Below are 26,234 nucleotides of genomic sequence, written 5' to 3'. Positions count from 1 at the left end.
AATGAAAAATGTAGGAATGAAGCCGGAAAGTTATCGTGTTGCTGAAGCACAAGCAATTTTATATGCACCACCGCACTGTATTGAATTATTAAGACAAGGGAATACGGAAAAAGGTGATGCATTAAAAACCGCACGTGTGGCAGGAATTTTGGCAGCAAAACGTACCGATGAGCTGATTCCTTTGTGTCATCCACTGCCTATTTATCGGGCAGATGTTGAATATGAACTAGAACATGATTTTGTAAAGATCGTTGCTGTAGTTGAAACCATTGGTCCAACTGGCGTAGAGATGGAGGCCTTAACGGCTGCAAGTCTTGCAGGGTTAACTATTTACGACATGTTAAAGCCACATTGTGAACCAGAAGAGCTTTGGATGGATCAATGTAAATTGCTTAAGAAAAAAGGTGGAAAATCACACTTTAAGCGCGTTCTTCGTCAGCCTGTTTCTGCTGCTGTTATTGTCTTATCCGATACCGTGGCAGCGGGTAGAAAGCCCGATACTGCTGGAAAATCTGTGGTTGAAACTTTAACCGAAGCAGGATTCGACCCAATTCATTACCAAATTTTGCCAGATGAAGCGGATACTTTAAAAAACTTAGTGCTTGAGTTGAGCAAATCATATGCTTGCATTATGACGGTTGGTGGAACAGGAATTGGTAAGCGTGACATTACAGTTGATACGCTAGAGCCACTTTTAGAGCGTAAGCTAGATGGCTTAATGGAAGCTGCTCGTTCATTTGGACAAAAACGCACGCCATATGCTGCAATGTCACGTGGAGTGGCTGGTTTTATTGATCGTTCTTTAGTGGTGACTTTACCGGGAAGTCGTGGTGGAGCGAGCGAATCAATGGCTGCTATTTTACCTGCCTTAGTTCATATTTTTGATGTTTGCCGTGACTTACCACATCCAGGAGGCTATGAATAATGTCAGGTTGTGGTGCAGAACGTGGTTTGATTAGCATAAATGAAGCACTTGAGCTGATTAGTAACCGACCAAAAAAATTAGGTTCGATTCAGCAACCTCTTCAAAATAGCCTGAATAGGTATCTTGCTAAGGAAATTTATTCAGAAATTAATCTACCAAGCTTTTCTCAGAGTGCTGTAGATGGTTATGCACTTTGTTGTCATGCCGAAGATTTAAACAATCAAAAGTTTCGGGTTATTGGCGAGATTCGTGCTGGAAGCGAAAGTCATGACATTCTGAGTGAAGGTCAGGCAATTCGTATATTTACGGGCGGTAAAATTCCTAAAGGTACAACGCATGTTGCGAGGCAAGAAATCGTATCGGTTGTTTCGCCTCAAGAGATTTGTTTAACGGAGCATATACGACCTCAAGCTGATATTCGTTTTACTGGCGAAGAAATCCAGCAAGGGCAGTTACTTGCACAAGTTGGACAATTTTTGAATATTGGAAGTTTGGCTGCTTTAAGTATGGCAGGTGTGCAAACCGTTGAGGTCTATCGTGCGCCGAAAGTCGCTGTTTTGATCACGGGTGATGAAGTTGCCGAAACAGCAGAAGATCTAGCTGAAGGTAAAATATTTGATGCAAATGGCCCATTACTAAAAGCTTGGTTTGAAGATTATGGCTTGCAGGTTGAACTCATTCATGTGACAGATGAAGCGGCGCAAGTCACGCATTACTTTAATGAGTTAAAAGACAGTCATGATGTCATCATAACCACAGGCGGAGTATCAGTAGGTGATTATGACTTTGTTCGACCATGCGCTTTTGAGACTGGCTTTGAACAGATCTTTTGGAAAGTAAAACAAAAGCCGGGCAAGCCACTCTTTTTTGCTGAATATTCTCACACGGAAAAAGATCACCGTTGTTATTTGCTGGGATTACCGGGTAATCCAGCTGCGGTCTATGTGTCTATGCAGATTTACGGTAAAGCATTACTTGACACTTTGCAGGGAAACTTAGCTGGACCAGAGTGGTTTAGTGCAATTTTAGATCATGATTTAAAAGATGATGCGCGTGAACGTTTTCTACGGATGCATGCTTATTTTGACAATGGACAACTTAAAGTTAAAAGTCTGGCAAAACAGCAATCACACATGCTCAGTAATCTAATACAGGCCAATTGTCTGGTACGAATTCCAGCAAGTGTGAAACTAGAAGCAGGTCATATTTTGAAGGGCGTATTCATCTCAAATTAATGATGAATAATAATAGATATAACTCACTATACAATTGGGTGAGTTATATTTGTTAAGTGAATTCATATAATAGCTTACTATTTTTTTATAATAAAAAATTCTTTTATAAAGTTGATAAGAAGTTATTTTTATAATGAATCTTGCATAATTCGTGGTAAGTGGTTTAGGGTATAAACAATAGGGCCATTAGGCTAGGAAATATCGAGGAACGCATAAAGATGAAATGGGATGACATCGGTGATCAACCTTGTTCGGTTGCTCGTATGCTATCAGTGATTGGCGATCGATGGACGATGCTAATATTACGTAATGCTTTTATGGGAATACGCCGTTTTGACGATTTTCAAAAGTCATTAGGTGTCACTCGTCATGTCCTTTCGGATCGTTTAAAGCGGTTGGTTGAATATGAAATTTTAGTCAAAGCTCCTTATTTTGATCGTCAGGAACGCTTTGAATATAAATTGACTGATAAAGGTTTTGAACTTTATCCAATTATTTTGTCTATGGCGAATTGGGCAGATAAATGGATGGATCAAGGCTTAGGCAAACCTTTAGAATATCGTCATAAAACTTGTGGTCATAAGTTTGAACCAGTCATGGTATGTTCGGTTTGCCGTGAACCTTTACATGCAAAACAAGTTCAAGTTTCAGCTGGGCCGGGTTATTTTGCATATATACAGCAAAAGCAGAAACAAGCTTAATTTCTCTTATTACCAGTCATGAAGACTCTTGTTGAATCGCATCAGCTAGAGTCTTATAGATGTGGTCATGATTTGACTGGGTTACATTAAAGCGGATGAATTGACCAGCATTAGAAGCTTGGCTAAACGCGTTTCCTGGCGCAAGAATAACCTGATGGTTAATACAGTATTTTGCAATTTCTGAAGCTTCAACTCCCTTTGGCAAATGACACCAAACAAAAATTCCCGCTTGTGGCTTAATCCATGGCTTTATACCCAATGGTTCAAGTTTAGTAATAGTATCGTGCATCGCTTTTGCTAAACGAACCTTTAGTAATTCTATATGTTTACGGTACGAGCCATCTGTTAAAGCACTTAATAAAACTTCAGCTGACACGCCATTGTGAGAAAAGCTTGTGGCAATTTTCAGGTCTGTGAGCTGATCAATCCATTCTAGTTTTGCAATGATATAACCACAGCGAATAGATGCTGATAACGTTTTAGAAAAACTTCCAATAAAGATTACACGTGAAAGATTATCCAAAGCAGCAAGTCGAGGAGCAGGGCTATATTCAAAGTCTGAGAAAATATCATCTTCAACAACAATCAAATTTGATTGTTCAATGAGTTTTAATAATTGATGCGCCGTAGAAAGAGAAAGTACTGCACCAGTTGGATTATGAATTCCTGAGTTGGTGATATAAAGACGTGGATTATAAGTTGCAATTGCTTCTTTAAATGCTTCTAAGTCAGGACCTGTTGGTGTGTAGGGAATACCAATAACCTTAACTTGATGAACTTTAAGTAATGCATGAAAGTTAAAATAACAAGGATCATCAATGAGAACGACATCATCGGGCTTTAGTAAAAATCGGCATACTAAATCAATCGCTTGAGTTCCTGAGTCTGTTAAAAGTACTTGATTAAGATTTGCATTGATACCTTTTGCTTGAGCGCGTCTTGCCAGTAAATCACGTAGAGCTGGTAGTCCTAATGGCGTTGAATAACCCATCAAACAATCATCTGGGCTCCTTGCAGCCGACCTTAATGCTTTACGAATACTGTCTAATGGCATCCATTCATCAGGTAACCAACCGCAACCGGGTTTAAAAACATCTGCTTTCGCCTCCAAAGATTGGCGTGAAATCCATAATGGATCGACTGAACGATCTAATTTAGGACCTAATTCGCTTAAAGAAAGAGGGGCAAGCGGACCAACAATATAGAATCCAGACCCACTTCTTGATTCGATTTTGCCTAGAGCAATTAATCTTTCATAGGCTTCTACAACCGTTGATACAGAAAAGCCAAGATTATTTGCTAACTTACGAACAGAAGGCAAGCGTGCTCCAGGCATTAAAGATCGATTTTTTATTTGTTGCTCAATCTCTGAAATGACAATTTCAATTTTGGTTTTGTTCTGGTTCACTGACTTACAATCCGAACTGTACTGGTTATTAATACATTACAGTTCTTTAAAATTGTACTGCTTTGTATCTGGTTTATTCACCTTAGCACAGCTTAAATTCTTCGTATAGTGACGGAGAAAATTATGAATAGGTTTATGAATGGCTGGGTGAATGGTTTTATTGGCGTGGCTATTTTTGCGGGATCACTACCAGCAACACGCGTAGCCGTAATGGGTTTCGATCCTGGTTTTCTAACTGCGGCACGTGCGGCAATTGCAGGTATTTTAGGCCTTATTCTTATTTTGGTTTTAAAACAAAAAAAACCAGCCAAGCAAGATTGGTGGCCTCTTGCCATCGTTTCTTTAGGTGTGGTGATAGGTTTTCCTCTATTTACAGCGCTTGCTCTGCAATACATGAATGCAGTTCATTCAATCGTTTTTGTTAGCCTTTTACCTCTCGCAACTGCAATATTTGCTGTGTTAAGAGGCGGTGAAAAACCGAATCAATTTTTCTGGATATTTGCAGTCTTAGGGAGTGCGGTTGTCTTCACTTATATGTTTTTGATTTCTGGTGATACCTCACTTGGGATAGGAGACTTTTATATGTTGATGGCGATCATTTTTTGTGGCTTTGGCTATGCAGAAGGCGGTGTACTTTCAAAAAAAATTGGTGGATGGCAGGTCATTTGTTGGGCGCTTATTTTGTCACTACCTTTTATGCTATTTTTGACTATTTTCTATATGCCAGCTTCATTTCAGAACATATCTACATCAGCTTTAGTAGGTCTTATTTATGTGTCTTTATTTAGTATGCTGATTGGTTTCTTCTTTTGGTACAAAGGGCTTGCGCAAGGAGGAATTGCTGCGATTAGCCAACTACAACTCTTGCAACCTTTAATGGGATTAGGTATTGCTGCGGTCTTGTTACACGAACAAGTAAGTTGGTCAATGTTGGTGGTTACAGCAGCAACAATTTTATGCGTCGCTGCTGCCAAGAAATTTACTTAATTTTATAAACAATTTGCTGGTTTAGGAATCCCTGCTAAACGACTTAAGTGACGCGCCACTAAACCAGTATTAAATTTTTGCTGTAAAACAGCATTATTAATATCTGGACTGACGGTTTTTATTAAGAATTTAATCAGCGGGCGAGTTGCTGGAGAATGTCCAAACTGTTGATAAAACTGACGTACAGCCGCTAAAACTTCAAAATGCCAATCGGTGAGTTCAAGATCAAGCGATTTGGCAAGTTCTTGGGCAACTTCAGGATTCCAGATTGTGTAATCAACCAAATGACCATCTTGGTCTAATTCTAAATTCATGAAACTAGCCTAAATAATTATTTAAGAGAAATACAGCGATTAAACGTTAAAACCAGATCAGCAAATTGATCATAATCTAATACCTTCACCTGAGATAAAGTATCTGTATCAAGTAAGTCTTTTTCGATGCTTAAGCATGAAACAGATTCAAATGGTTGAATCATTTCAGCAGAAAGGTGTGCAACTGAATCACCCATAAAAACAACTTGATCACCTATCTGAAAAAGATAACTTAATTCATCAATAATCTTCGGCGTAGAATGGTAAGAAGATTGCACAAGATAAAGCGTTGACGGATTCATTAAACTTACACCTTTATCTACCAATATAGAACATGATCAAAAGATTGAATGAACTCAGCATTCAACTGAACGAATTCAATCTCTTGTTCGGTTTTTTGTACAAGAGGATGCTGCTGATTTTTACTTTCAATCAGAATAGGGCTCAAGTCGTAGAACTCAAAACTTTCGACCATATTTGAGGCCACTTTGAAAGCCTGACAAAACTGATCAAAACTCAAATCATTTTGCAGAAGACTAAGAGCTGCATCTTTCAATAATACTTTGACTGGTGAGCCAAAGGTTGCTAAAACCATAGTAGCAGAAAGGCTTTCATTGATTTGAAGACTGGTTAAATTGGCTTGGCTTAAAATGACGAGTACAGATTTCACACAATATACCTTTTAAAAGCAACAATCTAAGCAAACAAAGTAACTTAAAATTGAATAAGACGAGATGCTGACTGTACTGCATCAGCAAGTTCACCTAACCCGACAAGTTCAAAGTCTTTGGCAAGGTTGTGATGAGTAAGGTGATGGCGACTGGCATTTTCTGCATCTGTAATACCACGAGCGAGGGCAGCACTCACACAAACAGGAAGACGAATCGCAAGCTTTTGCCATTCATGCGTTAAATTACGCTGGTCGTCAGGAACCCATTGAAAATCATTAGCAACCTGCACGCCATCTTGGTAAAAGAATACACGGAAGTCTTCATTTTTACTTTTGAGTGCCTGAGCAAGTCCTAACGCATGCCAAGCATGAATGGAAGTAGGAGCAGAGGTAATTAGTAGTAATGTACTCATTGAGAATTCACTATGGTCATACGTCTAAATGGGCGTAGATACATTAAGAGAAAGGTAAGTATACAATGATTTTAGTGACAGGTGGTTTAGGCTTTATCGGTTCACACATTGCGTTGAGTCTAATGGCTCAAGGGCAAGAGGTGGTAATCGTCGATAATTTGGCTAATTCAACCTTGCAAACTTTGGAGCGACTAGAGTTTATTTCTGGTATGTATGTTCCATTTGTCAAACTTGATGTACGTAATACACCAGCGCTAAATAAGGTGTTTGAGCAATATTCAATTGATGCAGTTATTCATACTGCCGGATTTAAATCAATTGAAGAGTCTAACCTTAAACCTCTTGAATATTATAATGATAATGTTAGCTGCATCATGAGTTTACTGCGTGCCATGCAACGTACGGGTGTTCGTCACTTCATTCATCTGTCTAGCCTTGCAGCTTATGGGAAATCTGGTTTGCAATTGAGCGAAACAGAAGAATTTAATTATGCTTATCCTAATCCTTATATTAAGTCTCAACAGATGATTGAAGAAATTATCCGTGATACTTATAAAATTGATCATGAGTGGAAAATTGCGATTTTACGATTATCTAATATCGTGGGTGCATTTGAGCATGGAGTGCTTGGAGAGTATGTCGCTCAGCTGCCTAAAAATATCGTACCACTTGCCATGCAAGTCGCTGCAATGCAACGTGATTTGATTGAATTACAAGATCAAGCTGAAACGTCAGATCATACGACTGAACGCAGTTTTCTACATGTCTTAGATTTATGTGAGGCGGTTAGTGCGAGTTTACATTGGCTGCGTGAACAAACGCATTGTTGCGAAGCATTTAATATTGCCCATGACCAAGTTCATTCAATTCGTCAATTACTCGATGAAATTTCACAGGTCACTCAAGCTGAGATTTCAACACAACCAGCAATTTATAAACATGTTGAGTTAGATCAAGTTGGGGCTAATATTGAAAAAGCGAAAACATTATTGCAATGGTCACCAAAACGCCCGTTAAAACAAATGATCGAAGATGAATGGCGCTTTTATCAAAATACTCTAAATGGGAGATAGGATAATGATTCTTATTTACAATGCTAGTATGCTTGAGTACGATATTCAAAATTAACTAGCCAGAGCAAACACTTGCTTCAGCCCGTGAGTTCTTTATTGAGATAACCGAGGTTTCTATGCAAACACGAATTGAACATGACACTATGGGTGAGATTGAAGTTCCAAATGAAGCATTGTGGGGAGCACAGACTCAACGCAGCTTGCAGAACTTTAAAATCGGGCAAGAACGATTACCCCGTGCCATGATTCGAGCAATGGGTTTGGTAAAAAAAGCTGCTGCAATAACTAACGCTGAACTTGAGCAATTACCACAAGATTTGAGTCAATATATTGTGGGCGCGGCTCAAGAAGTAATTGATGGTAAATGGGATTCACAGTTTCCTTTAGTCGTTTGGCAGACCGGTTCTGGTACGCAAAGTAATATGAACTGCAATGAAGTGATTGCAAATATTGCAAACCAAAAATTAGGTCAAGTGTTAGGTGCCCAAAAACCTGTACATCCAAATGACCATGTCAATCGTGCTCAATCAACAAACGACTCATTTCCAACCGCCATTCACGTGGCAGCAAGTTTACAAATTAACGAATTACTCATCCCTGCTGTAGAGCAACTTAAAGCGACTTTGCAAAGAAAGTCAGATGAATTTCAAGATATTGTCAAAATTGGCCGTACTCATTTGCAAGATGCTACTCCATTAACCTTAGGCCAAGAATTTAGTGGCTATGTATCTCAGCTTGAGCATGGATTAGTTCGATTACAGCAAGCTTTAACTGGTTTATATGAGTTGCCATTAGGTGGCACAGCGGTAGGGACTGGGTTAAATGCACATCCTGACTATGCCGTAAAAGCAGCTGCTCAACTTGCTTTGCTGACTGGCTTGCCATTTGTAACTGCGCCTAACAAATTTGAAGCACTTGCAGGTCGTGATGCAGCTGTTTTTGCATCAGGTGCATTAAAAACTTTGGCTGTAAGCTTAAACAAAATCGCGAATGATATTCGTTGGCTGGCAAGTGGACCGCGTTGTGGTTTTGGTGAAATCCGTATTCCAGAAAATGAGCCTGGTTCAAGCATTATGCCGGGGAAAGTAAACCCCACACAAAGTGAAGCAATGACCATGGTTGTTGCGCAAGTGCTTGGAAATGATACGACCATTAATGTAGCAGGTGCTTCAGGTAACTTTGAATTAAACGTATTTATGCCTGTGATTGCTTATAACTTATTGCAGTCTATTCAATTGCTTGGTGATGCGTGTAATAGCTTTAATGACCATTGTGCAGTAGGAATTGAGCCTAATCGCGACAAGATTGATCACTTCTTGCATAATTCTCTGATGCTGGTTACAGCTCTAAATCCGGTAATCGGCTATGAAAATTCTGCAAAAGTTGCAAAGACTGCTTATAAAGAAAATAAAACTTTGAAGCAGGTAGCTGTTGAGCTTGGTTTAGTTACAGCAGAACAATTTGACGAAGTAGTTAAACCTGAAAAAATGGTTTCGCCAAATAGTAAGTAATTACTAAAAACAATGTAAGCGTTAATATTTATATAAAAGCCCTCATCTGAGGGCTTTTATAGGTAGAGACTAACTTATAGCTTGAGATAGGAAAATATCAAAGTAAGCCTTCTATATATTCCCAGCCATGAGATTTCATAGCTTCAAACTTCTTTTTTAGCTCTTCTTTTTCGTAGTCATGTATATCGCGTGCTAAAAGAACATGATACGAGTTAGTTTCTGGTTCTATAGTCACTTCAATAATCTCTACTGGTTCAATCACTCCACTCTCAGTTAAACCAGAATCTATAAAACACATTCCTTTTACAGGAATAACAGTACAATCATATTCCTTGGAAATAAAATAATTATTTGCTGAAGCGGAATACGTACGTGATGCTCTAACTTTCATGTGTACCTCCTTCAAGCGTAAAAAGGGAATGTTTTAGTCTGGCGTGCTTGTAGAGTTAATACTGTTTAATTTATATAGTGATTTTATTTTTTACTTCAATATTCTAATTATCGATTTTTTATTAGCATAAAATGCTGTTAGCTATAATTTACAAGTAAGGTATTAAAAAACTTATGAATCAAAAGCCACTTTCAGTTGTTTTAATTCCTGGTTATATGCTTGACGAATCTCTGTGGAATGAAGTCATAAATGAGGTGCCTAAAGAGTGGAATATATCTCGAGCTACTTTAAAAGAAGGGCAAACAATAAAAGAGATTGCTCAGAATATTGTTAAAAATGCGCCTGAGAGCTTTGTATTGATTGGATTCTCACTTGGAGGATATATCGCTAGATCTATAGTGGAGCAATTTCCTGAAAAGGTTAAGGCGCTTGTTTTAATAGCCTCTTCATTACGTTCAGATACAGAAGAGCAGAAAAATCAAAAGTTAACCGCAATTAAACTTAATTCTGAGAAAACTTTCCATGGGCTAAGCTCAATATCAATTGAAAAAACATTTCATCCATCAAATGTGCAGAATCGTGCTCTTGTAAAAAGAATCCAAGAAATGGGAAAAACTTTGGGTTATGAAGAGTTCGTAAAACAATCGATGTTAGATAGAAGCTCTTATGATATGAGTAAGATCGCATGTCCAACTTTAATTATTTCTGGTGCTGAGGACCAGCTCCGCTCCAAGGAAGAAGCCATAGAATTATTAGATCAATTGCCACATGCAAAGCTTGAGATAATTAAAAATACGGGCCATATGATTCCGATTGAACAGCCGAAAGCATTGGTTTCAGTGGTTTTAACTTGGTTAAGTAGTTATCTTTCATGAGGGCCTAACTTTCGTTTTCTTCGTCAGAATCTTGATAATCTTGAAAACTTGATTACCAAGTTTGATTTTTTGATGAACAGTTGCATGATCAAGCTCATCCCATAACTCAAATGGGAAAAACTCCGAACTATGATCAAATATCCATAACCATTGATAGCTATTGTTAAGGGTATTCTTATCAAAACGAACATCTTGAACTTTGACAATTTTAAACTGTTTATGATGTTCATCTTGAAGAATAACTTCATGATTCTCCATTAGACATCCACACATTAAAAACAATTTTCAATTGTACTAAAATTAATAGTGTCTCATTAACTTGTTAAGTTGGTATTAATTTACAAAAGATTTCGGGTTGTTAAAGTTTGTCATTTTCAAAAAGAAAATAATCTTTACTTTTGAAATACAAGGTTTTAATTAGGTTACATTGTAAGAAATGTGTGCAAATGTCAGAATGTACAATGAAATCTATCTTCGAGTATCGCTATGAGTTTAATAGGCTTTATGTATGCAAGTAAAACCAATAGTGAACATAGTCAAATAAAACAAGATTTAATTGATATTCTCACTGAAGCAGTCAAATTCAACTCACATAATGATATTACAGGAGTACTTTACTATGGTAATGGATACTTCTTGCAGTATTTAGAAGGTGAGAAAGAACAGGTCGAATCGCTATTTTATAAATTAATTTTGAAAGATTCGAGACATCAGAACTGTGAAATCATCTTTTCAGAACCATCCGAACAACGGTTATTTAAACATTGGAGTATGAAATTTGCTCCCATTAACACGAAAATAAAAGAGTTCTTTCATCATCATCATGTTGATGAGTTTAATCCGTATCTGCTTAACACTACATCTATTCCCTCTTTTATTGAATTGCTTGTAGATCAACCAAACCATAAAGTTGATCAATATCAAGGTTAATCAAAATCAGGAATTGCAGTAGATTTTTAATTATCCTATGTAAAATTAAGCTCTCTTCGGAGAGCTTTTTATCACGAAGGTTGAAACTTTCACTAATTAATGGCGAATTGGCGTTGAATAAGCCGTCATAATTGTTAAAATGCCCACCTTGTCCTGTTTTTATATTGTTTTTTGTTTTGCATTTATTTCGCAAAGTTAGAGATAAAATTATTAAAAACAGCTGCTTAGTTAAGGATTTTTGAATGCTCTCTATTTATTTGACAGATACCCAACAACACGTGCAATTTAATGATTATCCTAGTGATCAGCCGGTTAAGTTTCTGTTAAATCTTAAAAAGATTTTCCCAAGTACAGCGGATTTATTATTACCAGTTTTACCTGAAAATAATGCTTTAGAAAACGTAACGTGGGAATCAACCTCAAAAGATTTTGAAGTCTTTAAAAAGCTATTAGCGGGATGGGGTGTGATAGAGCTTCGTTTAAATGCAATTACTGCTTATAAAGATAAAAACTTTGCAAATGAGCTAGTGAAACAAGCACAGGTAAAACGTAAGAAAACAGCGCAAAAAAATCATCAGCTTTCTTTAGTTGCTTTGGATTATATTTTTATGCACGAAGTTCATGCATTGATTGATGCTGAGCTGGTCACTATTGGTGAAAAATTCTATTTACCAACTTTGCGTGAGCAATGGAAGGGTACGGTTTCAGACCAAGTGCTCAACGGAAAACTCTAATTTAAGTGCAAAAGGTGAATTTATAAAAATTCACCTTTTTTATTGCTAATTAAATCAATAACTTATATTTTTAAAATTGCTTATACAAAAGTTTACAAGAAAAGAATGCGTTTTTTCTAATGTGGCAGATACATTGCTTATATAAATACAAAATTATTGCGGGAGAGAGGTTCATTAAGAACCCGCCGAAGGAGCAACAAGCCCGGAAACTCTCAGGCAAAAGGACTGTAATAATTAAAAAATCTGGAGAGAAGCTTAGATTTATAAGAATGGAAAACAATAACTTATAAATTATAAACTCACCGAAGGGGAAGATCTAAACGTTAAAAGGTAACGTTGGGGTCGAAACTCTCAGGTACCAATGACAGATGGGCTGTACTGATGAAATGTTTTGCATTTCTGAGGAGTCTGTTATGCCACATGTTATTGTGATAGGTGCGGGAATCACAGGGGTTACCTCTGCTTATGAGTTATCTCAACTGGGTTATCAAGTCACAGTGATTGATCGACATTTATATCCTGCAATGGAAACATCATTTGCCAATGGAGGGCAATTATCGGCTTGTAACGCCGAAGTATGGAACCAAAAAGCTACCGTGATTAAAGGCTTTAAATGGATGAGACAAAAAGATGCTCCTCTATTGTTGAACCCTTCATTTAGTTTGCATAAGTATAGTTGGCTAGTTGAATTTCTATCACATATTAAAAACTATGAAGCGAATACGATTGAGACAGTTCGTTTGGCATTACTCGCTCGTAAGCGTTTATTTGAAGTAGCTGAAAAAGAGCAACTTGAGTTTGATTTAGAGAAACGTGGAATTCTCCATATGTATCACAGTAAGGCTGACTACGAGATTGCTAAACAAGTTAATAATGTATTGAACAAAGGTACATTGGAGCGCTATTCGGTTTCACCTGATGAAATGAAAATAATAGAACCATCTTTGACGGGTGACTATTTCGGTGGTTATTACACACCAAGTGATGCGACGGGTGATATTCATAAATATTCAACCTCTTTGGCCGAGAAGACTAAACAATATGGCGTTGAATATAAGTTCGGCCTAGAAGTTATGGATATTAAGTGCAGCGCAGACAAAGTAGTCGTAACTTGTCAGCCAAGTGCTGAGCATCCCTATCTGGTTGAGTCCGACAACATTCAGCTAGAAGGTGATGTACTTGTGGTTTGTGGTGGTGTAGGGAGTTATCAACTTGCCGACATGATTGGTGAGCGAGTAAATGTGTATCCAGTAAAAGGTTATTCAATTACAGTGCAATTAAAAGATGAGCACAGTGTGAAGAATGCTCCTTGGGTGAGCTTGTTAGATGAAAGTGCAAAAATTGTGACCTCTCGTTTAGGTAAAGATCGACTGCGTGTGGCAGGGACTGCTGAGTTTAATGGCTATAACCGCGACATACGGGCTGATCGTATTCAACCATTAGTGAATTGGGTAAACCGTAATTTTGATATTTCCACAGAGCATGTGGTGCCTTGGGCTGGGTTAAGGCCTATGATGCCAAATATGCTGCCAGTAGTAAAACAATCTAAACAACCTCGTGTCTTTTATAATACAGGGCATGGGCACTTAGGTTGGACTTTGTCTGCGGCGACCGCAGTTCTAGTGGGTCAGGATATTGCACAAAAATATCCAGTGTAGGAACTAAAAAGCCAGTGTTTAAGCACTGGCTTTTATTTTAAGCGTTAATCATATAAGCGGTAGATTCCACTGAAACGTTCACAGCCTTTTTGCTGAGTTTTTACCTTCAGTAAAGCTTTTTGAAAATTAAACTGATATTTACAGTTGTGCTCATTGTCTAAAATTTCACTTTTTTGCTCAGGCGAACTATACGCCATCAATGAAATCGTTTGAGTTTCTTTGCGATTATTTGGGCTGCGGTATGCTATCCCTTCAATCTTGATTTTGTCTTTCGCAAGTTGATGGACTTGAATGTGTACAGGCTGATTTGCTATATGTCCATTCTCAAACTTAAGATAATGTTGGGTAAGCGTTTGCTTAAGCGACGCATAAAAATTTAAGTCATCAGTACGTAAATCAAACTGTTGTTGAATACATGTATTGCTCTTGCATTGCTGAGTATGTTTAGACCATAACTTTTGTGTATCCTGTAAAAGCTGTAAGGGGGCATCAGTAACTAAATATGCAGAAAGATATTTATTATTGAGTTGCTTTCTTGATTCACTAAATGTTTTTGAGCAGATTTTAAGCTTAGTTCCAGTATTGGAACAGTCTATTGATTCTGCAAAGACAAGAGGTGAACATAAACAACTCAGTGTCACGACAAAACTTAATCTTTTCAATTGATTCATATCAGTATTAGACAGCATGATCGCTTATACTTTCAGTCTACTTTGCTAGGTGTACTATAGCGAAACAGAAAGGCTGAATACAAGATTTCTTAAGTTTTTATGGAAGGTAATAATTTATATGGTTGCTCAGATTCGTATTGGACAAGGAATAGATGTACATGCCTTTGAAGAGGGGAACTTCGTTACATTGGCGGGTATTCAAATTCCACATACACATGGTTTGAAAGCACACTCGGATGGTGACGTCGTACTTCATGCGCTATGTGATGCTTTATTAGGCGCTTTAGCGCTTGGAGATATTGGACAGCATTTTCCTGATACTGATCCAGAATACAAAGGCGCAGATAGTCGAGTATTGTTAAAGCATGTTTATCAATTAATTTTAGACCGCGGATATCAGTTAAATAATGCCGATATTACGGTGGCTTGTGAGCGTCCAAAACTAGCTAAGCATAATTTAGAAATGCGCCAAAGCATTGCTGACGTTCTAAATGTAGATATTAATCAAATTAGCATTAAAGCAACGACAACCGAAAAACTAGGGTTTACCGGTCGTCAAGAAGGCATTTTGGCAACAGCGACTGTTTTAGTCTCTCATCACACTAAATGATCGGCCTGTTGCAAAGATTGCTGAAGTTCTAGAGTTGCCTTACGGCCTTGTAGCTGTAAGGTAATACTATGAATGAGTCCAGTCCAAGTTTCGTTTGGTTCCCAAATTTCGTGCAATAAATCTTGAGACGTAGGCATATCCATATTCATATAAAACTGTCTATAGACATACATAAGGCAACTTACACGTTTATTTTTGGCACAATGTATCCAAACAATTTCATTTTGCACTAAATGATCAATCAAATCTAAAACTAATAAGCACTGCTCAGCAGAAGGAATCTCCCAATCAATTGGAATATGAATGTAATTTAAACCAAGGTCTAAACAAATACGATCTTCATTTTCAAGATGATTTGAAGCATTAGTTAAAGCAAGGTTAATGACTGTACTACACCCATACTCTTTAATCAATTTTAGTTGTTCGACAGAAGGTTGGGCTGAACTAAATAAATGTTCATGAATAATTGAAAATGTGGGAATTTGGGATAATGATTGTTCAACGGTTGTCATGATCGCACTCTACAAGAGTAGGCTTAGCTTATTGTGTAGAATGTTATACACGATTCTAGATCAGAGTTGAAATATAGAGTGTTTATATATTCGACAACGTTATCAAAATTTTAAAAATAATTAACTAGAGAACTACAAGTCTTATAAAAATAAAAAAACAGCATCATAAAGATGCTGTTTTTTTCTAAATACTTAAGCTTTTAGATTTTCATTCAATAAAAATTCGACTAAAGCTTTTTGAGCATGAAGACGGTTTTCTGCCTCATCCCATACCACTGCATTTTTATGATCGAGCATGGTTTCCGAAATCTCTTCGCCACGATGAGCAGGTAAGCAGTGCATAAATAAACAGTCTGGGTGAGCAAGACCCATTAATTTTTCGTTAACCTGAAAATCAGCAAAGGCTTTTTCACGAAGTTTTTGTTCTTCTTCTTGGCCCATACTTGCCCATACATCAGTCACAATGAGATCGGCATTTACTGCTGCATCTTCCGCATTATCATAAAGCTCAACGCAATGACCAAACTCCGCTAAAAATTCAGGTTTAGGTTCATATCCTTTTGGCGATGCAATCTTGAGTTTGAAACCCATCATGTGTGCAGCTTCAATGTATGAATTACACATATTATTACCATCGCCAATCCAAGCAACGGTTTTGCCTTCGATGCTGCCGCGATGTTCAATATATGTTTGTAAATCTGCTAATAACTGGCAAGGGTGGTGGTCATCAGTTAAGCCGTTAATTACAGGCACTTTTGAATAAGAAGCAAAACGTTCAACAATGTCATGACCAAAGGTACGAATCATCACAATATCAAGCATACTTGAAATTACACGTGCTGAATCTTCGATTGGTTCGCCACGGCCTAATTGTGTGTCACGAGGCGATAAAAAAATCGCACTACCGCCAAATTGGTTAATACCTGCTTCAAAAGAGATACGTGTACGTGTGCTTGATTTCTCAAAAATCATTCCCAATACTTTACCGACAAAAGGTTGGTAGACCTTATTGTCATGTTGCATTTTTTTAAGCTCGCTTGCGCGTTCCAAAATGCGATTAAGTTCTAGAGTGGATAGATCACGTAAAGTCAGGAAATGTCTTAGAGCCATGTAGCTACTCCATAATAATTGTTTTGAAATATAACAATTATCTGTTGTTGGCTGGGTGGATGTGGGAAAAAAGAAGTCTACTATACTATAAGCATTTTAAAATGCAAAAGAATTAGACTTTATGATGGCCTTTTAAGAAAATATCTACGCAATAATTAATATAATCAATAGCTTCTTTCTCATTAGGTGGAAGTGGCATTCCCATAATCATACGCCATTCGATATCACGTAAAATTCCAAAATACATTAAAGAGGAATAATCTGGAGATGCGCAAAAAATTTCTTCTGCTTGGTGAGAGAAGAGAAGTGCTTGAGCAATTGTGTTTTGTACGTCTAGAGCGCACTTTTCATATAGATATTGACTCAAAGTTGCATTGCATTGTGTTTGCTCTATAACTAGACGTAAAAAAGCGATGTGTTCAGGTTGAATAATATGAGTATAAAAGCGGATCAGAGTTTGAACTAAATAATCGCGTAGAGAGCTTTGTGAAGGCTGAAATGGTACACAAATATCTTTAAAGAACATTTCGCGGCGGTAATCGCAAATTGCTGTAAATAAACCATCTTTATTGCCAAAATACTTATAAATTGACGCCTTAGAACCGCCTGCATGATTGACAATATCATCAAGAGATACTGCATCATATCCTTTCTCTAGAAACAGCTCGGTCGCGCTTAACAATAGGGCTAAACGACGTTCAATACCGCGGCGTGTTTGAGGTTTTTCACATACAAGATGATGTGAATCCATGACTGAATCATGCATAAAATTTAATAATTACGACTAACTTTGCTTATTTAGTATAGCAAAACTATCTTTAAGGATGCTGATTGCTATTTTTTTAGATCATATGCTGAACAGTAATTAACTAATTAAAGCAAATAAAATAATAAAAAATATGGGGTTAGTTTGTTTTTGAAATGATTAAATGATGTAACCTCGTGTTTATTTTAAAATTTAATGGAAATCCGATCTTAAAAAAAGCGGCTAAGAATGACTTAACCGCTCTGAAGTTAACGCATAAGTGTTTTAGGCCTCAGTTTGAGTAACCTTGTGCTCATCTTCTTCATCATCATCTGCAGAATCCATTCCAAGTTCTTTTAATTTGCGTGTTAAGGTATTGCGACCCCAACCTAATAATTCCGCTGCGTGACGTTTGCGTCCACGTGTTTGTTGTAGAGCTGCGTTAATCAATGTGCGTTCAAACATCGGTGTGGCAATATCCAAAATCTTCATTTCACCATTCTTAAGCTTTTGAATGGCCCATTGATTTAGTAGCTCATCCCAATGGTGTAAGGAGATACGCTCAAATGAAGGTGCAGGTTGTCCAGAATCACTATTCTTTTGCAATGGAACTTGTTTAAGCTCTGATGGTAAATCTTCTGGATAAACTTCACGACCAGTGATCATTACAGTTAACCAGCGGCATGTGTTTTCTAGTTGGCGAACATTACCGGGCCATGGTAACTGTTGCATGTAGTCCGTTGTTTCAGTGCGTAAGATTTTTGGACTTACACCAAGCTCTTTGCCTGCACGAGCAAGAAAATGCTGCGCAAGCATCGGGATATCTTCGCTACGGTGAGCAAGTTTAGGAATGTGAATACGAATAACATTTAAGCGGTGATATAGGTCTTCACGGAAGCGACCTTCATTTACCAGCTTTTCTAAATCCTGATGTGTAGCCGCTACAATTCGAACATCTACTTTAACGGGAATATGTCCACCTACACGATAGAACTCCCCGTCAGCGAGTACGCGAAGCAATCGAGTCTGAGTTTCAAATGGCATATCACCAATTTCATCAAGGAACAATGTTCCACCATTTGCCTGTTCAAAGCGGCCCTGATGCTGAGTGTTTGCTCCTGTAAAAGCGCCTTTTTCATGACCAAATAACTCGGTTTCAATCAAGTCTTTTGGAATTGCAGCCATATTTAAAGCAATAAAAGGCTTAGCACGGCGTGGGGAGTGCTTGTGTAAAGCATGCGCAACTAGTTCTTTACCTGTACCTGATTCACCATTAATTAAAACAGTAATATGAGATTGAGATAAACGACCGATGGCGCGGAAAACCTCCTGCATTGCCGGAGATTCACCAATAATTTCTGTTGATTGAAGAGGTGAGGCTGTTTTTGTAGCTTCTTGCTGTTGTAGTTTATTAATGTGCAGGATCGCGCGATTGACTAAAGCTAAAGCTTCATCAATATCAAAAGGTTTTGGTAAATACTCAAATGCACCCGTTTGATAGCTTGATACAGCAGACTCTAAGTCAGAATGTGCTGTCATAATAATGACAGGTAAATCTGGATGGGTGTTTTTGACTTTAGACAAAAAAGTTAAACCATCAATTCCAGGCATGCGGATGTCAGTTAAGATGACATCGGGAGCATCATGGTGCAAACGTTCCAGCGCAGTTTGAGCTTCTTCAAAATTGGTAACATCAAAACCTTCCTCTTTAAAGGTCTTTTCCAATACCCATCGCATGGCGCGATCATCATCAATAACCCATATTTTATTTCGCGACACGGTCTGACTCCCAAGGTAAATATAAGCTAAAAATTGTTTTTCCAGGAACAGATTGGCATTCAATCATTCCGTTATGTTGATGCATAATATTCTGTGCAATACTCAGGCCAAGCCCAGTACCTTTTGCTCGTCCAGTAACCAATGGATAGAATACTGACTCCAAAATACTTTCAGGAATGCCTGGTCCATTGTCCTCTATATCGACTCGCACTGTAGATCGATTTAGTACACCGTTAATCGTGACAAGACGTTGTATGCGTGTACGTAGAATTAACTCCGGTTCGTGATCTATAAAAAATGCTTTGTTTTCTGTTATGGCTTGAATTGCATTTACACTAATGTTGAGCATGACTTGTATTAATTGATCACGATCGGCATTAACATCGGGTAAAGACAAATCATAATCCCGTATAATTTTAATTTTCTTCTTTGTCTGGTTGGCGATAAGTGAACGCACTCGCTCCAAAGGCTCGTGTACGTTAACATTTTCATAACTTGGGAGTTGTCTAGAACCCAACATAGTATCTGCCAAGTTAGTTAAACGATCTACTTCATTAATAATGACATCTGTAAATTCAGCATAACTCTTATCGTTTAAACTGCGAGCGAGTAATTGAGTTGCACCACGAATACCTGCCAGTGGGTTCTTAATTTCGTGAGCCACGCCACGTACAAGCTGCCTAGCCACCTGATGTTGTTGTACCAGATTTTCTTCTTTAGAAATCTTTAACATGCGATCAATCGGGTTGAGCTCAAGCAAGAGTAATGGGTGATAACTTTTACCTGCATTTAATTGAGACACTGTGTAATCAACATGAAGGTCTTTAAAGTTGACATTAATAACCGCTTCTCGACGAGTATAAGGTTGACCCGTTTTTATGGTGTTTAATAAAGCTTCATGTGTATTAAAAGTATCATCTGGTGCATGAAGTAAGTTCAAAACCGGCTGTCCTGAAGCTCGAAGCAAACTAATGTCAAATAGTGCTTCGCAGGCAGAATTTAAGTAAAAAATATTCAAGTTACCATCGATCAATAAAATCGCAGTAGTTAAATTGTCTACCAATAGGCGATAGTCGATAGGGTTGTGTTGATCCATTAGCGAATCGTTCCTGTCTTAAAATAGCGCAATGGCATCTTCATTGGTTATCGGATTTTCACCGTTATAGAACATGAACGATGCAAAATATACGCCAACTTTGTTTATGGGTTATTTTAAAGTTTTAAAGTATTTAAAAACGCGCTGAAATCGGTCTTTATATCGGTTGATCAAAACTGATGGCTTGAATATAGATAATAACATGATCCAACTTGGTGCAAAGGTGAGTTTTGGTGCAAATGTTGGTCGTATTTTGGTGCATTACACAAAGAGTAGGCTTTCCACCTATGCTTGAGACAAGAAAAGACATACAATACGCGCATTCAAGTGGAGCGCAGATTCATGAAGACCCCCAAAGTCGGTTTTGTTTCTTTAGGTTGTCCTAAGGCATTGGTAGATTCTGAACGAATTTTAACTCAGTTAAAGACTGAAGGTTATCAAGTTGCATCAGATTATGATGGTGCTGATTTAGTTGTTGTTAATACCTGTGGTTTTATCGAATCTGCGGTACAAGAGTCGCTAGATGCAATTGGCGAGGCCATGAGTGAAAATGGTCGAGTAATCGTTACTGGATGCTTAGGTAAAGACGAAGACAAAATTCGTCAAATGCATCCAAACGTTTTAAAGGTTACTGGTGCAGCAGCTTATCAAGATGTAATGGAAGCTGTGCATGAATATGTACCGGCACCTCCTAAACACAACCCGTTTGTTGATTTGGTTCCTGAACAAGGAATTCGCTTAACACCAAAACATTATGCCTATTTAAAAATATCTGAAGGATGTAACCATCGTTGTACCTTCTGTATTATCCCAAGTATGCGTGGCGATCTAGTATCGCGTCCAGTTGGAAGTGTACTGGAAGAAGCTGCTGCGCTTAAAAGAGCAGGTGTTAAAGAAATTTTGGTTATTTCGCAAGATACATCAGCTTATGGTGTAGATACCAAGTACAAACTTGATTTCTGGAATGGCCAGCCTGTTAAAACAAAATTCTTTGATATGTGTGAAGCACTAGGCCAACTTGGTATCTGGGTGCGCTTACATTATGTTTATCCATACCCACATGTTGATGCGGTTATTGACTTAATGGCACAAGGTAAAATTCTGCCATATCTTGATATTCCATTCCAACATGCAAGCCCGCGTATTCTTAAGTTAATGAAGCGTCCGGCTCACAGTGAAAATACACTCGGAAAAATTAAATTGTGGCGTGAAAAATGCCCGGAACTTGTAATTCGTTCTACATTTGTTGTGGGTTTCCCAGGCGAAACTGAAGAAGATTTTCAAATATTGCTCGATTGGTTAGTTGAAGCTGAACTTGATCGTGTTGGCTGCTTTACCTACTCACCAGTAGAAGGCGCTACGGCAAATGATTTACCCGATCATGTGCCTGAAGAAATTAAGCAAGAGCGTTACGAGCGCTTTATGCAAGTGCAGCAACAAATTTCTGCTGCTAAGTTGCAAAAACGTATTGGTCAAACGATGACTGTATTAGTCGATAGTTTGGAAGATGAATATCCTGTTGCTGTTGCACGTTCTTATGCCGATGCTCCGGAAATTGACGGTAATGTCTTTGTAGAAGATATCGATAAGAGCACTATTCAACCAGGCGATATGTTGGAAGTCGAAATCACCGATGCGGATGAATACGACTTATTTGCAAAGTTAATTAAAATTAAGTCGGTTTAATCGATAACGATTCAAAAAAGCATTCAGTTTAAGAGGTTTTGGAGCAAACTCATGGCGGAAACAATTAGCCCCCGTTATTCACGCATTTTATTAAAACTATCTGGTGAAGCATTATCAGGTAACAAAGATATGGGTATTGATGCCCAAGTTCTTGATCAAATGTCCCTTTCAATTGCTCACTTAGTTGGCTTAGGTGTGCAAGTGGGTATCGTTGTTGGTGGCGGTAACTTGTATCGTGGTAGTCAGTTGCAAAAAGATGGCTTGGTTGGTCGTGTAACAGGCGATCAAATGGGTATGCTTGCAACTGTAATGAATGGCTTGGCTATGCGTGATGCATTGGTTCGCCGTAATATCAGAACTCGCCTTATGTCTGCATTACCAATTGGTACAGTAGTTGAGTCTTATTCAAGTCGTGATGCTATTCGTCACTTGAGTCAGGGTGAAGTTTGTGTTTTTGTTGCTGGTACAGGAAATCCATTCTTTACAACTGATACAGCAGCTTGCTTACGTGGAATTGAAATTGAAGCAAATTTAATTCTAAAAGCGACCAAAGTTGATGGCGTATATAATAAAGATCCAAGTAAATACGAGGATGCAGTTAAATATGATCATTTAACCTTTGATCAGGTATTGGACGAAAAACTTGGTGTTATGGATTTGACCGCTATTTGTTTATGTCGTGACCATAATGTGCCATTACAAGTTTTTGATATGAATAAATCAGGCGCGCTATTGTCAGTAGTCATGGGCGAAAAAGAAGGTACGCGCGTTACTAAATAATGTACGTGTTGACGAAAGCTCTTTATACTAGCGCTAAATTAAATTTGTTAAAACATCCTTGAATAAATAAGTAAGGTAGATCATATGATTAACGATCTGAAAAAAGACAGCGAACAGCGTATGTTAAAAACTCTTGAGTCTTTGGAACTAGGGTTTGCTAAAGTTCGTACCGGCCGTGCACACCCATCAATCTTAAATGGGGTAATGGTTCCTTACTACGGTTCTGATGTGCCTTTAAATCAAGTGGCAAACGTTGGTGTTGAAGATTCTCGTACACTTCTTGTTCAGCCATTTGAACGTACCATGGTTTCAGCTATTGATAAGGCAATTCGTGAGAGTGATCTTGGTTTAAACCCGATTACAGCGGATGCAATTCGTGTACCTTTACCTGCATTAACTGAAGAAACACGCCGTGATATGCAAAAAATTGCGCGTAGCGAAGCTGAAAATGCAAAAGTTGCAATTCGTAATATTCGTCGTGATGTGTTAGGTGATATCAAAGCATTATTAAAAGAGAAAGAAATCTCTGAAGATGATGAGCGCCGTGCAGGTGATGATATCCAGAAAATCACTGACAAATATGTTGCAGAAGTAGACAAGCGTCTTGCAGCGAAAGAAGCAGAATTGATGAAGGTCTAAATTTTATGACCGATTCAGAAGAGTATCATCTTCCTAAGCATGTTGCCATCATCATGGATGGCAACAACCGCTTTGCAAAAAAAAATCAAATGCAAAAAGGTGATGGACATCGAGAGGGTAAAAATGTTCTTGATCCTATCGTTGAACATTGTAAAAAAACAGGTATTCATGCTTTAACGGTTTTTGCATTTTCAAGTGAAAACTGGAATCGACCACAATTTGAAGTCGATCTGCTTATGAAGCTTCTTGAAGAAACTATTCATGAGCAAATACCTCGCATGAAGAAATTTAATATTGCTTTGCGTTTCATAGGCGATCGTTCCAGATTACCGTCACACCTAGTTGCCTTAATGGAAGATGCAGAGCAACAGACAGCACACCATAACACAATGACCTTAACTATTGCTGTGAGCTATGGTGGGATGTGGGATATTGCAAATGCAGCAAAACAAGTTGCTGAAGCGGTTTCCCGTGGTGAATTTGGTGCTGATCAAATAAATGTTGATTTGTTCGAAAAATATGTCAGTCTAAACGATCTGCCAGCTGTGGACTTATTAATCCGTACAGGTGGAGATTATCGCATATCTAATTTCTTGTTATGGCAAGCAGCATATGCTGAGCTGTATTTTACTGATACTTTATGGCCAGAATTTACAGTACAAGAATTCGATCATGCATTGAATGTTTTTTCAGGGCGTGAACGTCGTTTTGGCAAAACATCTGAACAAATTCAGCAAGAGAAAATAGAGAACTTATAATGTTAGAGCGGATTGTTACCGCATTGGTACTTGTCGCAGTTGTTTTAGGCTGTATGTTTGCTACGCAATCACATTATCCAATGTTGGTTCTTATGATTGTAGCAGCAGGGGTTGCGGGGTATGAATGGTATAAATTAATGCCCCATGAAACTGTAAATGCTGTAAAGCCAAAAGCTTGGTGCTACGGTCTGCTTGTTGCATTCGTTTCAGGCGTTGCTCTATTTTTCCATGATATTGCATTACTGTTGTGGTCAGCTTCAATTTTGACTTGGCTTGTAAGCGTTTATTGGGTCAAATCTTTTCCTGAATTTGATGGGTGGTATAACGCTACTCTATATGTAATTGGCATTATTTTAGTTTGTGCGGCGGTAACTTCAATTTTTGTTGTCTGGCAAAGTTCGCCATGGTGGTTAATGTATCTGTTCTTACTCGTGTGGGGTGCAGATAGTGGTGCTTACTTTGTTGGTCGTAAATTTGGTAAAAGAAAATTAGCACCAACTGTAAGTCCAAACAAATCAGTAGAAGGTTTGTATGGTGGTATTATCACGACCATACTGGTAATGTTGGTTGTGCAATACCAATATCTAAATTTAACTTTAATACAGCAAATCCTGTTTCTTATCTTGTCACTGATTACAGTATTTGGTTCAGTTCTAGGTGATTTGTTTGAGTCAATGATTAAGCGTCGTGCTGGTATTAAAGATTCTGGACGTGTGCTACCTGGCCATGGTGGTGTTTTAGATCGTATTGACTCTTTACTTGCTGCAGCCCCGATCTTTGCAACGGGAATGTATATATTAAAACTTATTGGTGTAGATTTATAAATGACACAATCTGTTTGCATATTGGGCGTAACCGGTTCCATAGGGCAAAGTACCTTAAAAATTTTAAATCAACATCCTGATAAGTATTCAGTATTTGCAGTTTCAGCTCATAGTCGAATTCCTGAATTGGTTGATATCTGTAAACAATTCCAACCAAAAGTCGTAGTTGTTCCAAAGCAAAAAGTTGACGAATTAGTAGCTTTATTTGCAAAAAAAGAATTACAAAATATTGCAATTTTGACTGATCAGGAAGGGCTGGTAAGTATCGCATCTCATCCAGATGTTGATGTAGTTATGGCTGCAATTGTTGGAGCTGCAGGTTTATTGCCAACATTGGCGGCTGTAAAAGCTGGTAAACGCGTTTTGCTAGCTAACAAAGAAGCTTTGGTCATGTCTGGTGAAATCATGATGCAAGCAGCACGTGATCATCAGGCATTATTATTACCGGTAGATTCAGAACACAACGCTATTTTTCAATCATTACCTCATAACTATTTAGAAGCTGAAAGAAATGGACAACCGCAACAGGGTGTATCAAGAATCTTATTGACCGCTTCAGGTGGACCATTTTTAAACCATTCGTTAGAACAATTAGAAAAAGTTACTCCCGCACAGGCTTGTAAGCATCCCAACTGGTCTATGGGGCAGAAAATCTCAGTTGACTCAGCTACTCTTATGAATAAAGGGTTGGAGTTAATTGAGGCATGCCATTTGTTTTCAATATCTGAACATTTTGTTACAGTTGTTGTTCATCCACAAAGTATTATTCATTCTATGGTGCAATATGTTGACGGTTCAACATTGGCTCAAATGGGTAATCCAGACATGTGTACACCGATTGCTCATGCATTAGCATGGCCAGAACGTTTACAGACTAGTGTTCCTGCTTTAGATTTATTTGAGTATTCTCAGCTTAATTTTCAAGCACCGGATATCCAGAAATTTCCAGCACTGGATTTAGCTCGTCAGGCAATGCGTGCAGGAGGGCTAGCACCTACTATTTTAAATGCTGCAAATGAGGTTGCTGTTGCTGCATTTTTAAAGGAACAGATTGGATTTACAAATATCCCACAAGTGGTAGAGCATACTTTGCAAAAATTGGAAAACTCAGTTGCTGATAATATCGAGTCTATTTTAAATAAAGATGAAGTAGCACGACATGTAGCACAGCAGTATATATCAAGTATAGGAGGCTGAAA

At 38.1% G+C, this 26,234-nt stretch carries 30 protein-coding genes and 1 riboswitch; of the genes, 17 read left to right on the top strand and 13 right to left on the bottom strand.

Translation table 11 applies throughout. The features are described 5' to 3' along the window. Position 1: 1 nt before the first annotated feature. The 3 genes from moaCB to RFW85_RS02245 all read left to right on the top strand — a co-directional run bounded on the left by moaCB (position 2) and on the right by RFW85_RS02245 (position 2,861). Positions 2-925: a bifunctional molybdenum cofactor biosynthesis protein MoaC/MoaB gene (gene moaCB / locus RFW85_RS02255; protein ID WP_000799987.1), complete on the top strand. Its 924-nt coding sequence runs from the start codon at positions 2-4 to the stop codon at positions 923-925. After that, complete coding sequence (locus RFW85_RS02250) at positions 925-2,160, top strand: molybdopterin molybdotransferase MoeA (RefSeq protein ID WP_309171087.1); 1,236 nt, start codon at positions 925-927, stop codon at positions 2,158-2,160. The genes moaCB and RFW85_RS02250 overlap by 1 nt, the downstream gene beginning before the upstream one ends. A gap of 218 nt (positions 2,161-2,378) precedes the next feature. Further along, positions 2,379-2,861, top strand: a complete 483-nt coding sequence (locus RFW85_RS02245; protein ID WP_032053986.1) for a helix-turn-helix domain-containing protein — start codon at positions 2,379-2,381, stop codon at positions 2,859-2,861. A gap of 16 nt (positions 2,862-2,877) precedes the next feature. Here the strand turns inward: RFW85_RS02245 and RFW85_RS02240 are convergent, their stop codons facing one another. Continuing rightward, on the bottom strand, positions 2,878-4,269 hold the full coding sequence (locus RFW85_RS02240; RefSeq protein WP_170248200.1) for a PLP-dependent aminotransferase family protein: 1,392 nt from the start codon (positions 4,267-4,269) through the stop codon (positions 2,878-2,880). A 123-nt stretch (positions 4,270-4,392) separates the two neighbouring features. Between RFW85_RS02240 and RFW85_RS02235 the strand changes: the two genes are divergently transcribed. After that, a complete protein-coding gene (locus tag RFW85_RS02235; protein ID WP_309171086.1) occupies positions 4,393-5,256 on the top strand; it encodes a DMT family transporter in 864 nt (287 codons plus the stop codon). A 2-nt stretch (positions 5,257-5,258) separates the two neighbouring features. Here the strand turns inward: RFW85_RS02235 and RFW85_RS02230 are convergent, their stop codons facing one another. Genes RFW85_RS02230 through tusD form a run of 4 tightly spaced genes read right to left on the bottom strand, consistent with a single transcriptional unit; the run spans position 5,259 to position 6,653 of the window. Beyond that, positions 5,259-5,570 (bottom strand): TusE/DsrC/DsvC family sulfur relay protein, encoded by a 312-nt coding sequence (locus RFW85_RS02230; RefSeq protein ID WP_170248201.1) that lies wholly within the window; start codon positions 5,568-5,570, stop codon positions 5,259-5,261. A gap of 17 nt (positions 5,571-5,587) precedes the next feature. Then, complete coding sequence (locus tag RFW85_RS02225; protein WP_170248202.1) at positions 5,588-5,872, bottom strand: DsrH like protein; 285 nt, start codon at positions 5,870-5,872, stop codon at positions 5,588-5,590. A 17-nt stretch (positions 5,873-5,889) separates the two neighbouring features. Beyond that, positions 5,890-6,240 (bottom strand): hypothetical protein, encoded by a 351-nt coding sequence (locus tag RFW85_RS02220; RefSeq protein ID WP_046812288.1) that lies wholly within the window; start codon positions 6,238-6,240, stop codon positions 5,890-5,892. A 44-nt stretch (positions 6,241-6,284) separates the two neighbouring features. Next, positions 6,285-6,653, bottom strand: coding sequence for a sulfurtransferase complex subunit TusD (gene tusD / locus RFW85_RS02215; protein ID WP_002115623.1), 369 nt, complete (start codon positions 6,651-6,653; stop codon positions 6,285-6,287). A 65-nt stretch (positions 6,654-6,718) separates the two neighbouring features. Between tusD and RFW85_RS02210 the strand changes: the two genes are divergently transcribed. Then, positions 6,719-7,726, top strand: coding sequence for a UDP-glucose 4-epimerase (locus tag RFW85_RS02210; RefSeq protein ID WP_063099004.1), 1,008 nt, complete (start codon positions 6,719-6,721; stop codon positions 7,724-7,726). Between the two features lie 116 nt (positions 7,727-7,842). Next, positions 7,843-9,237, top strand: a complete 1,395-nt coding sequence (gene fumC, locus RFW85_RS02205) for a class II fumarate hydratase (RefSeq protein ID WP_170248203.1) — start codon at positions 7,843-7,845, stop codon at positions 9,235-9,237. A gap of 97 nt (positions 9,238-9,334) precedes the next feature. Here fumC and RFW85_RS02200 read toward each other — a convergent pair whose 3' ends face one another. Next, positions 9,335-9,628 (bottom strand): hypothetical protein, encoded by a 294-nt coding sequence (locus RFW85_RS02200; RefSeq protein WP_086265618.1) that lies wholly within the window; start codon positions 9,626-9,628, stop codon positions 9,335-9,337. Positions 9,629-9,801: 173 nt separating this feature from the next. On the opposite strand from RFW85_RS02200, the gene RFW85_RS02195 reads away from it, so the two are divergent. After that, entirely contained in the window at positions 9,802-10,503 is a 702-nt protein-coding gene (locus RFW85_RS02195) for an alpha/beta hydrolase (RefSeq protein WP_309171085.1), read from the top strand. Here the strand turns inward: RFW85_RS02195 and RFW85_RS02190 are convergent. Then, complete coding sequence (locus RFW85_RS02190; RefSeq protein ID WP_002115584.1) at positions 10,498-10,761, bottom strand: hypothetical protein; 264 nt, start codon at positions 10,759-10,761, stop codon at positions 10,498-10,500. The two genes, RFW85_RS02195 and RFW85_RS02190, sit on opposite strands and share 6 nt — an antisense overlap. A gap of 228 nt (positions 10,762-10,989) precedes the next feature. Between RFW85_RS02190 and RFW85_RS02185 the strand changes: the two genes are divergently transcribed. From RFW85_RS02185 to RFW85_RS02175, 3 genes are all read left to right on the top strand, one after another. Continuing rightward, complete coding sequence (locus RFW85_RS02185; RefSeq protein ID WP_005073889.1) at positions 10,990-11,433, top strand: BLUF domain-containing protein; 444 nt, start codon at positions 10,990-10,992, stop codon at positions 11,431-11,433. Between the two features lie 242 nt (positions 11,434-11,675). After that, positions 11,676-12,167: a hypothetical protein gene (locus tag RFW85_RS02180; protein WP_170248204.1), complete on the top strand. Its 492-nt coding sequence runs from the start codon at positions 11,676-11,678 to the stop codon at positions 12,165-12,167. Positions 12,168-12,316: 149 nt separating this feature from the next. After that, positions 12,317-12,405: riboswitch (glycine riboswitch) on the top strand. A gap of 175 nt (positions 12,406-12,580) precedes the next feature. Beyond that, positions 12,581-13,825: a D-amino acid dehydrogenase gene (locus RFW85_RS02175; RefSeq protein WP_170248205.1), complete on the top strand. Its 1,245-nt coding sequence runs from the start codon at positions 12,581-12,583 to the stop codon at positions 13,823-13,825. Between the two features lie 44 nt (positions 13,826-13,869). On the opposite strand, the gene RFW85_RS02170 is transcribed toward RFW85_RS02175, so the two are convergent. Next, positions 13,870-14,514, bottom strand: a complete 645-nt coding sequence (locus RFW85_RS02170) for a hypothetical protein (RefSeq protein ID WP_216076518.1) — start codon at positions 14,512-14,514, stop codon at positions 13,870-13,872. 100 nt (positions 14,515-14,614) lie between these two features. On the opposite strand from RFW85_RS02170, the gene ispF reads away from it, so the two are divergent. After that, a complete protein-coding gene (gene ispF, locus RFW85_RS02165) occupies positions 14,615-15,106 on the top strand; it encodes a 2-C-methyl-D-erythritol 2,4-cyclodiphosphate synthase (protein ID WP_068530955.1) in 492 nt (163 codons plus the stop codon). Here ispF and RFW85_RS02160 read toward each other — a convergent pair. From RFW85_RS02160 to glnL, 5 genes are all read right to left on the bottom strand, one after another. Next, a complete protein-coding gene (locus RFW85_RS02160; RefSeq protein ID WP_086265613.1) occupies positions 15,094-15,618 on the bottom strand; it encodes a protein tyrosine phosphatase family protein in 525 nt (174 codons plus the stop codon). The two genes, ispF and RFW85_RS02160, sit on opposite strands and share 13 nt — an antisense overlap. 192 nt (positions 15,619-15,810) lie before the next feature. After that, on the bottom strand, positions 15,811-16,728 hold the full coding sequence (gene argF, locus RFW85_RS02155; protein WP_033847312.1) for an ornithine carbamoyltransferase: 918 nt from the start codon (positions 16,726-16,728) through the stop codon (positions 15,811-15,813). A 112-nt stretch (positions 16,729-16,840) separates the two neighbouring features. Continuing rightward, a complete protein-coding gene (gene adeN, locus RFW85_RS02150) occupies positions 16,841-17,494 on the bottom strand; it encodes a multidrug efflux transcriptional repressor AdeN (protein WP_309171084.1) in 654 nt (217 codons plus the stop codon). A 264-nt stretch (positions 17,495-17,758) separates the two neighbouring features. Then, positions 17,759-19,252, bottom strand: a complete 1,494-nt coding sequence (gene glnG / locus RFW85_RS02145; RefSeq protein ID WP_033847310.1) for a nitrogen regulation protein NR(I) — start codon at positions 19,250-19,252, stop codon at positions 17,759-17,761. Next, the gene (gene glnL, locus RFW85_RS02140; protein ID WP_170248207.1) at positions 19,239-20,348 is read right to left on the bottom strand and encodes a nitrogen regulation protein NR(II); all 1,110 of its coding nucleotides are present in this window, start codon (positions 20,346-20,348) and stop codon (positions 19,239-19,241) included. The genes glnG and glnL overlap by 14 nt, the downstream gene beginning before the upstream one ends. Positions 20,349-20,690: 342 nt before the next feature. On the opposite strand from glnL, the gene rimO reads away from it, so the two are divergent. From rimO to ispC, 6 genes are all read left to right on the top strand, one after another. Continuing rightward, positions 20,691-22,034, top strand: coding sequence for a 30S ribosomal protein S12 methylthiotransferase RimO (gene rimO / locus RFW85_RS02130; RefSeq protein WP_309171083.1), 1,344 nt, complete (start codon positions 20,691-20,693; stop codon positions 22,032-22,034). A 51-nt stretch (positions 22,035-22,085) separates the two neighbouring features. After that, positions 22,086-22,814, top strand: a complete 729-nt coding sequence (gene pyrH, locus RFW85_RS02125; RefSeq protein ID WP_000852257.1) for a UMP kinase — start codon at positions 22,086-22,088, stop codon at positions 22,812-22,814. Between the two features lie 84 nt (positions 22,815-22,898). Next, positions 22,899-23,453: a ribosome recycling factor gene (gene frr / locus RFW85_RS02120; protein ID WP_002115638.1), complete on the top strand. Its 555-nt coding sequence runs from the start codon at positions 22,899-22,901 to the stop codon at positions 23,451-23,453. A gap of 5 nt (positions 23,454-23,458) precedes the next feature. Beyond that, complete coding sequence (uppS, locus tag RFW85_RS02115) at positions 23,459-24,211, top strand: polyprenyl diphosphate synthase (RefSeq protein WP_068563093.1); 753 nt, start codon at positions 23,459-23,461, stop codon at positions 24,209-24,211. Continuing rightward, positions 24,211-25,035 (top strand): phosphatidate cytidylyltransferase, encoded by an 825-nt coding sequence (locus RFW85_RS02110; RefSeq protein WP_017385994.1) that lies wholly within the window; start codon positions 24,211-24,213, stop codon positions 25,033-25,035. The genes uppS and RFW85_RS02110 overlap by 1 nt, the downstream gene beginning before the upstream one ends. After that, positions 25,036-26,232 carry a 1-deoxy-D-xylulose-5-phosphate reductoisomerase gene (ispC, locus tag RFW85_RS02105; protein ID WP_309171082.1) on the top strand — a complete coding sequence of 399 codons (1,197 nt, stop codon included), beginning with the start codon at positions 25,036-25,038 and terminating at the stop codon, positions 26,230-26,232. Positions 26,233-26,234: the final 2 nt, after the last annotated feature.

The sequence above is a fragment of the Acinetobacter sp. 12966 genome, assembly GCF_031196995.1.
GTDB lineage: Bacteria > Pseudomonadota > Gammaproteobacteria > Pseudomonadales > Moraxellaceae > Acinetobacter > Acinetobacter geminorum.
Note: the sequence above shows the minus strand (reverse complement) of the source record. Positions and strands in the feature narration are given on the sequence as shown.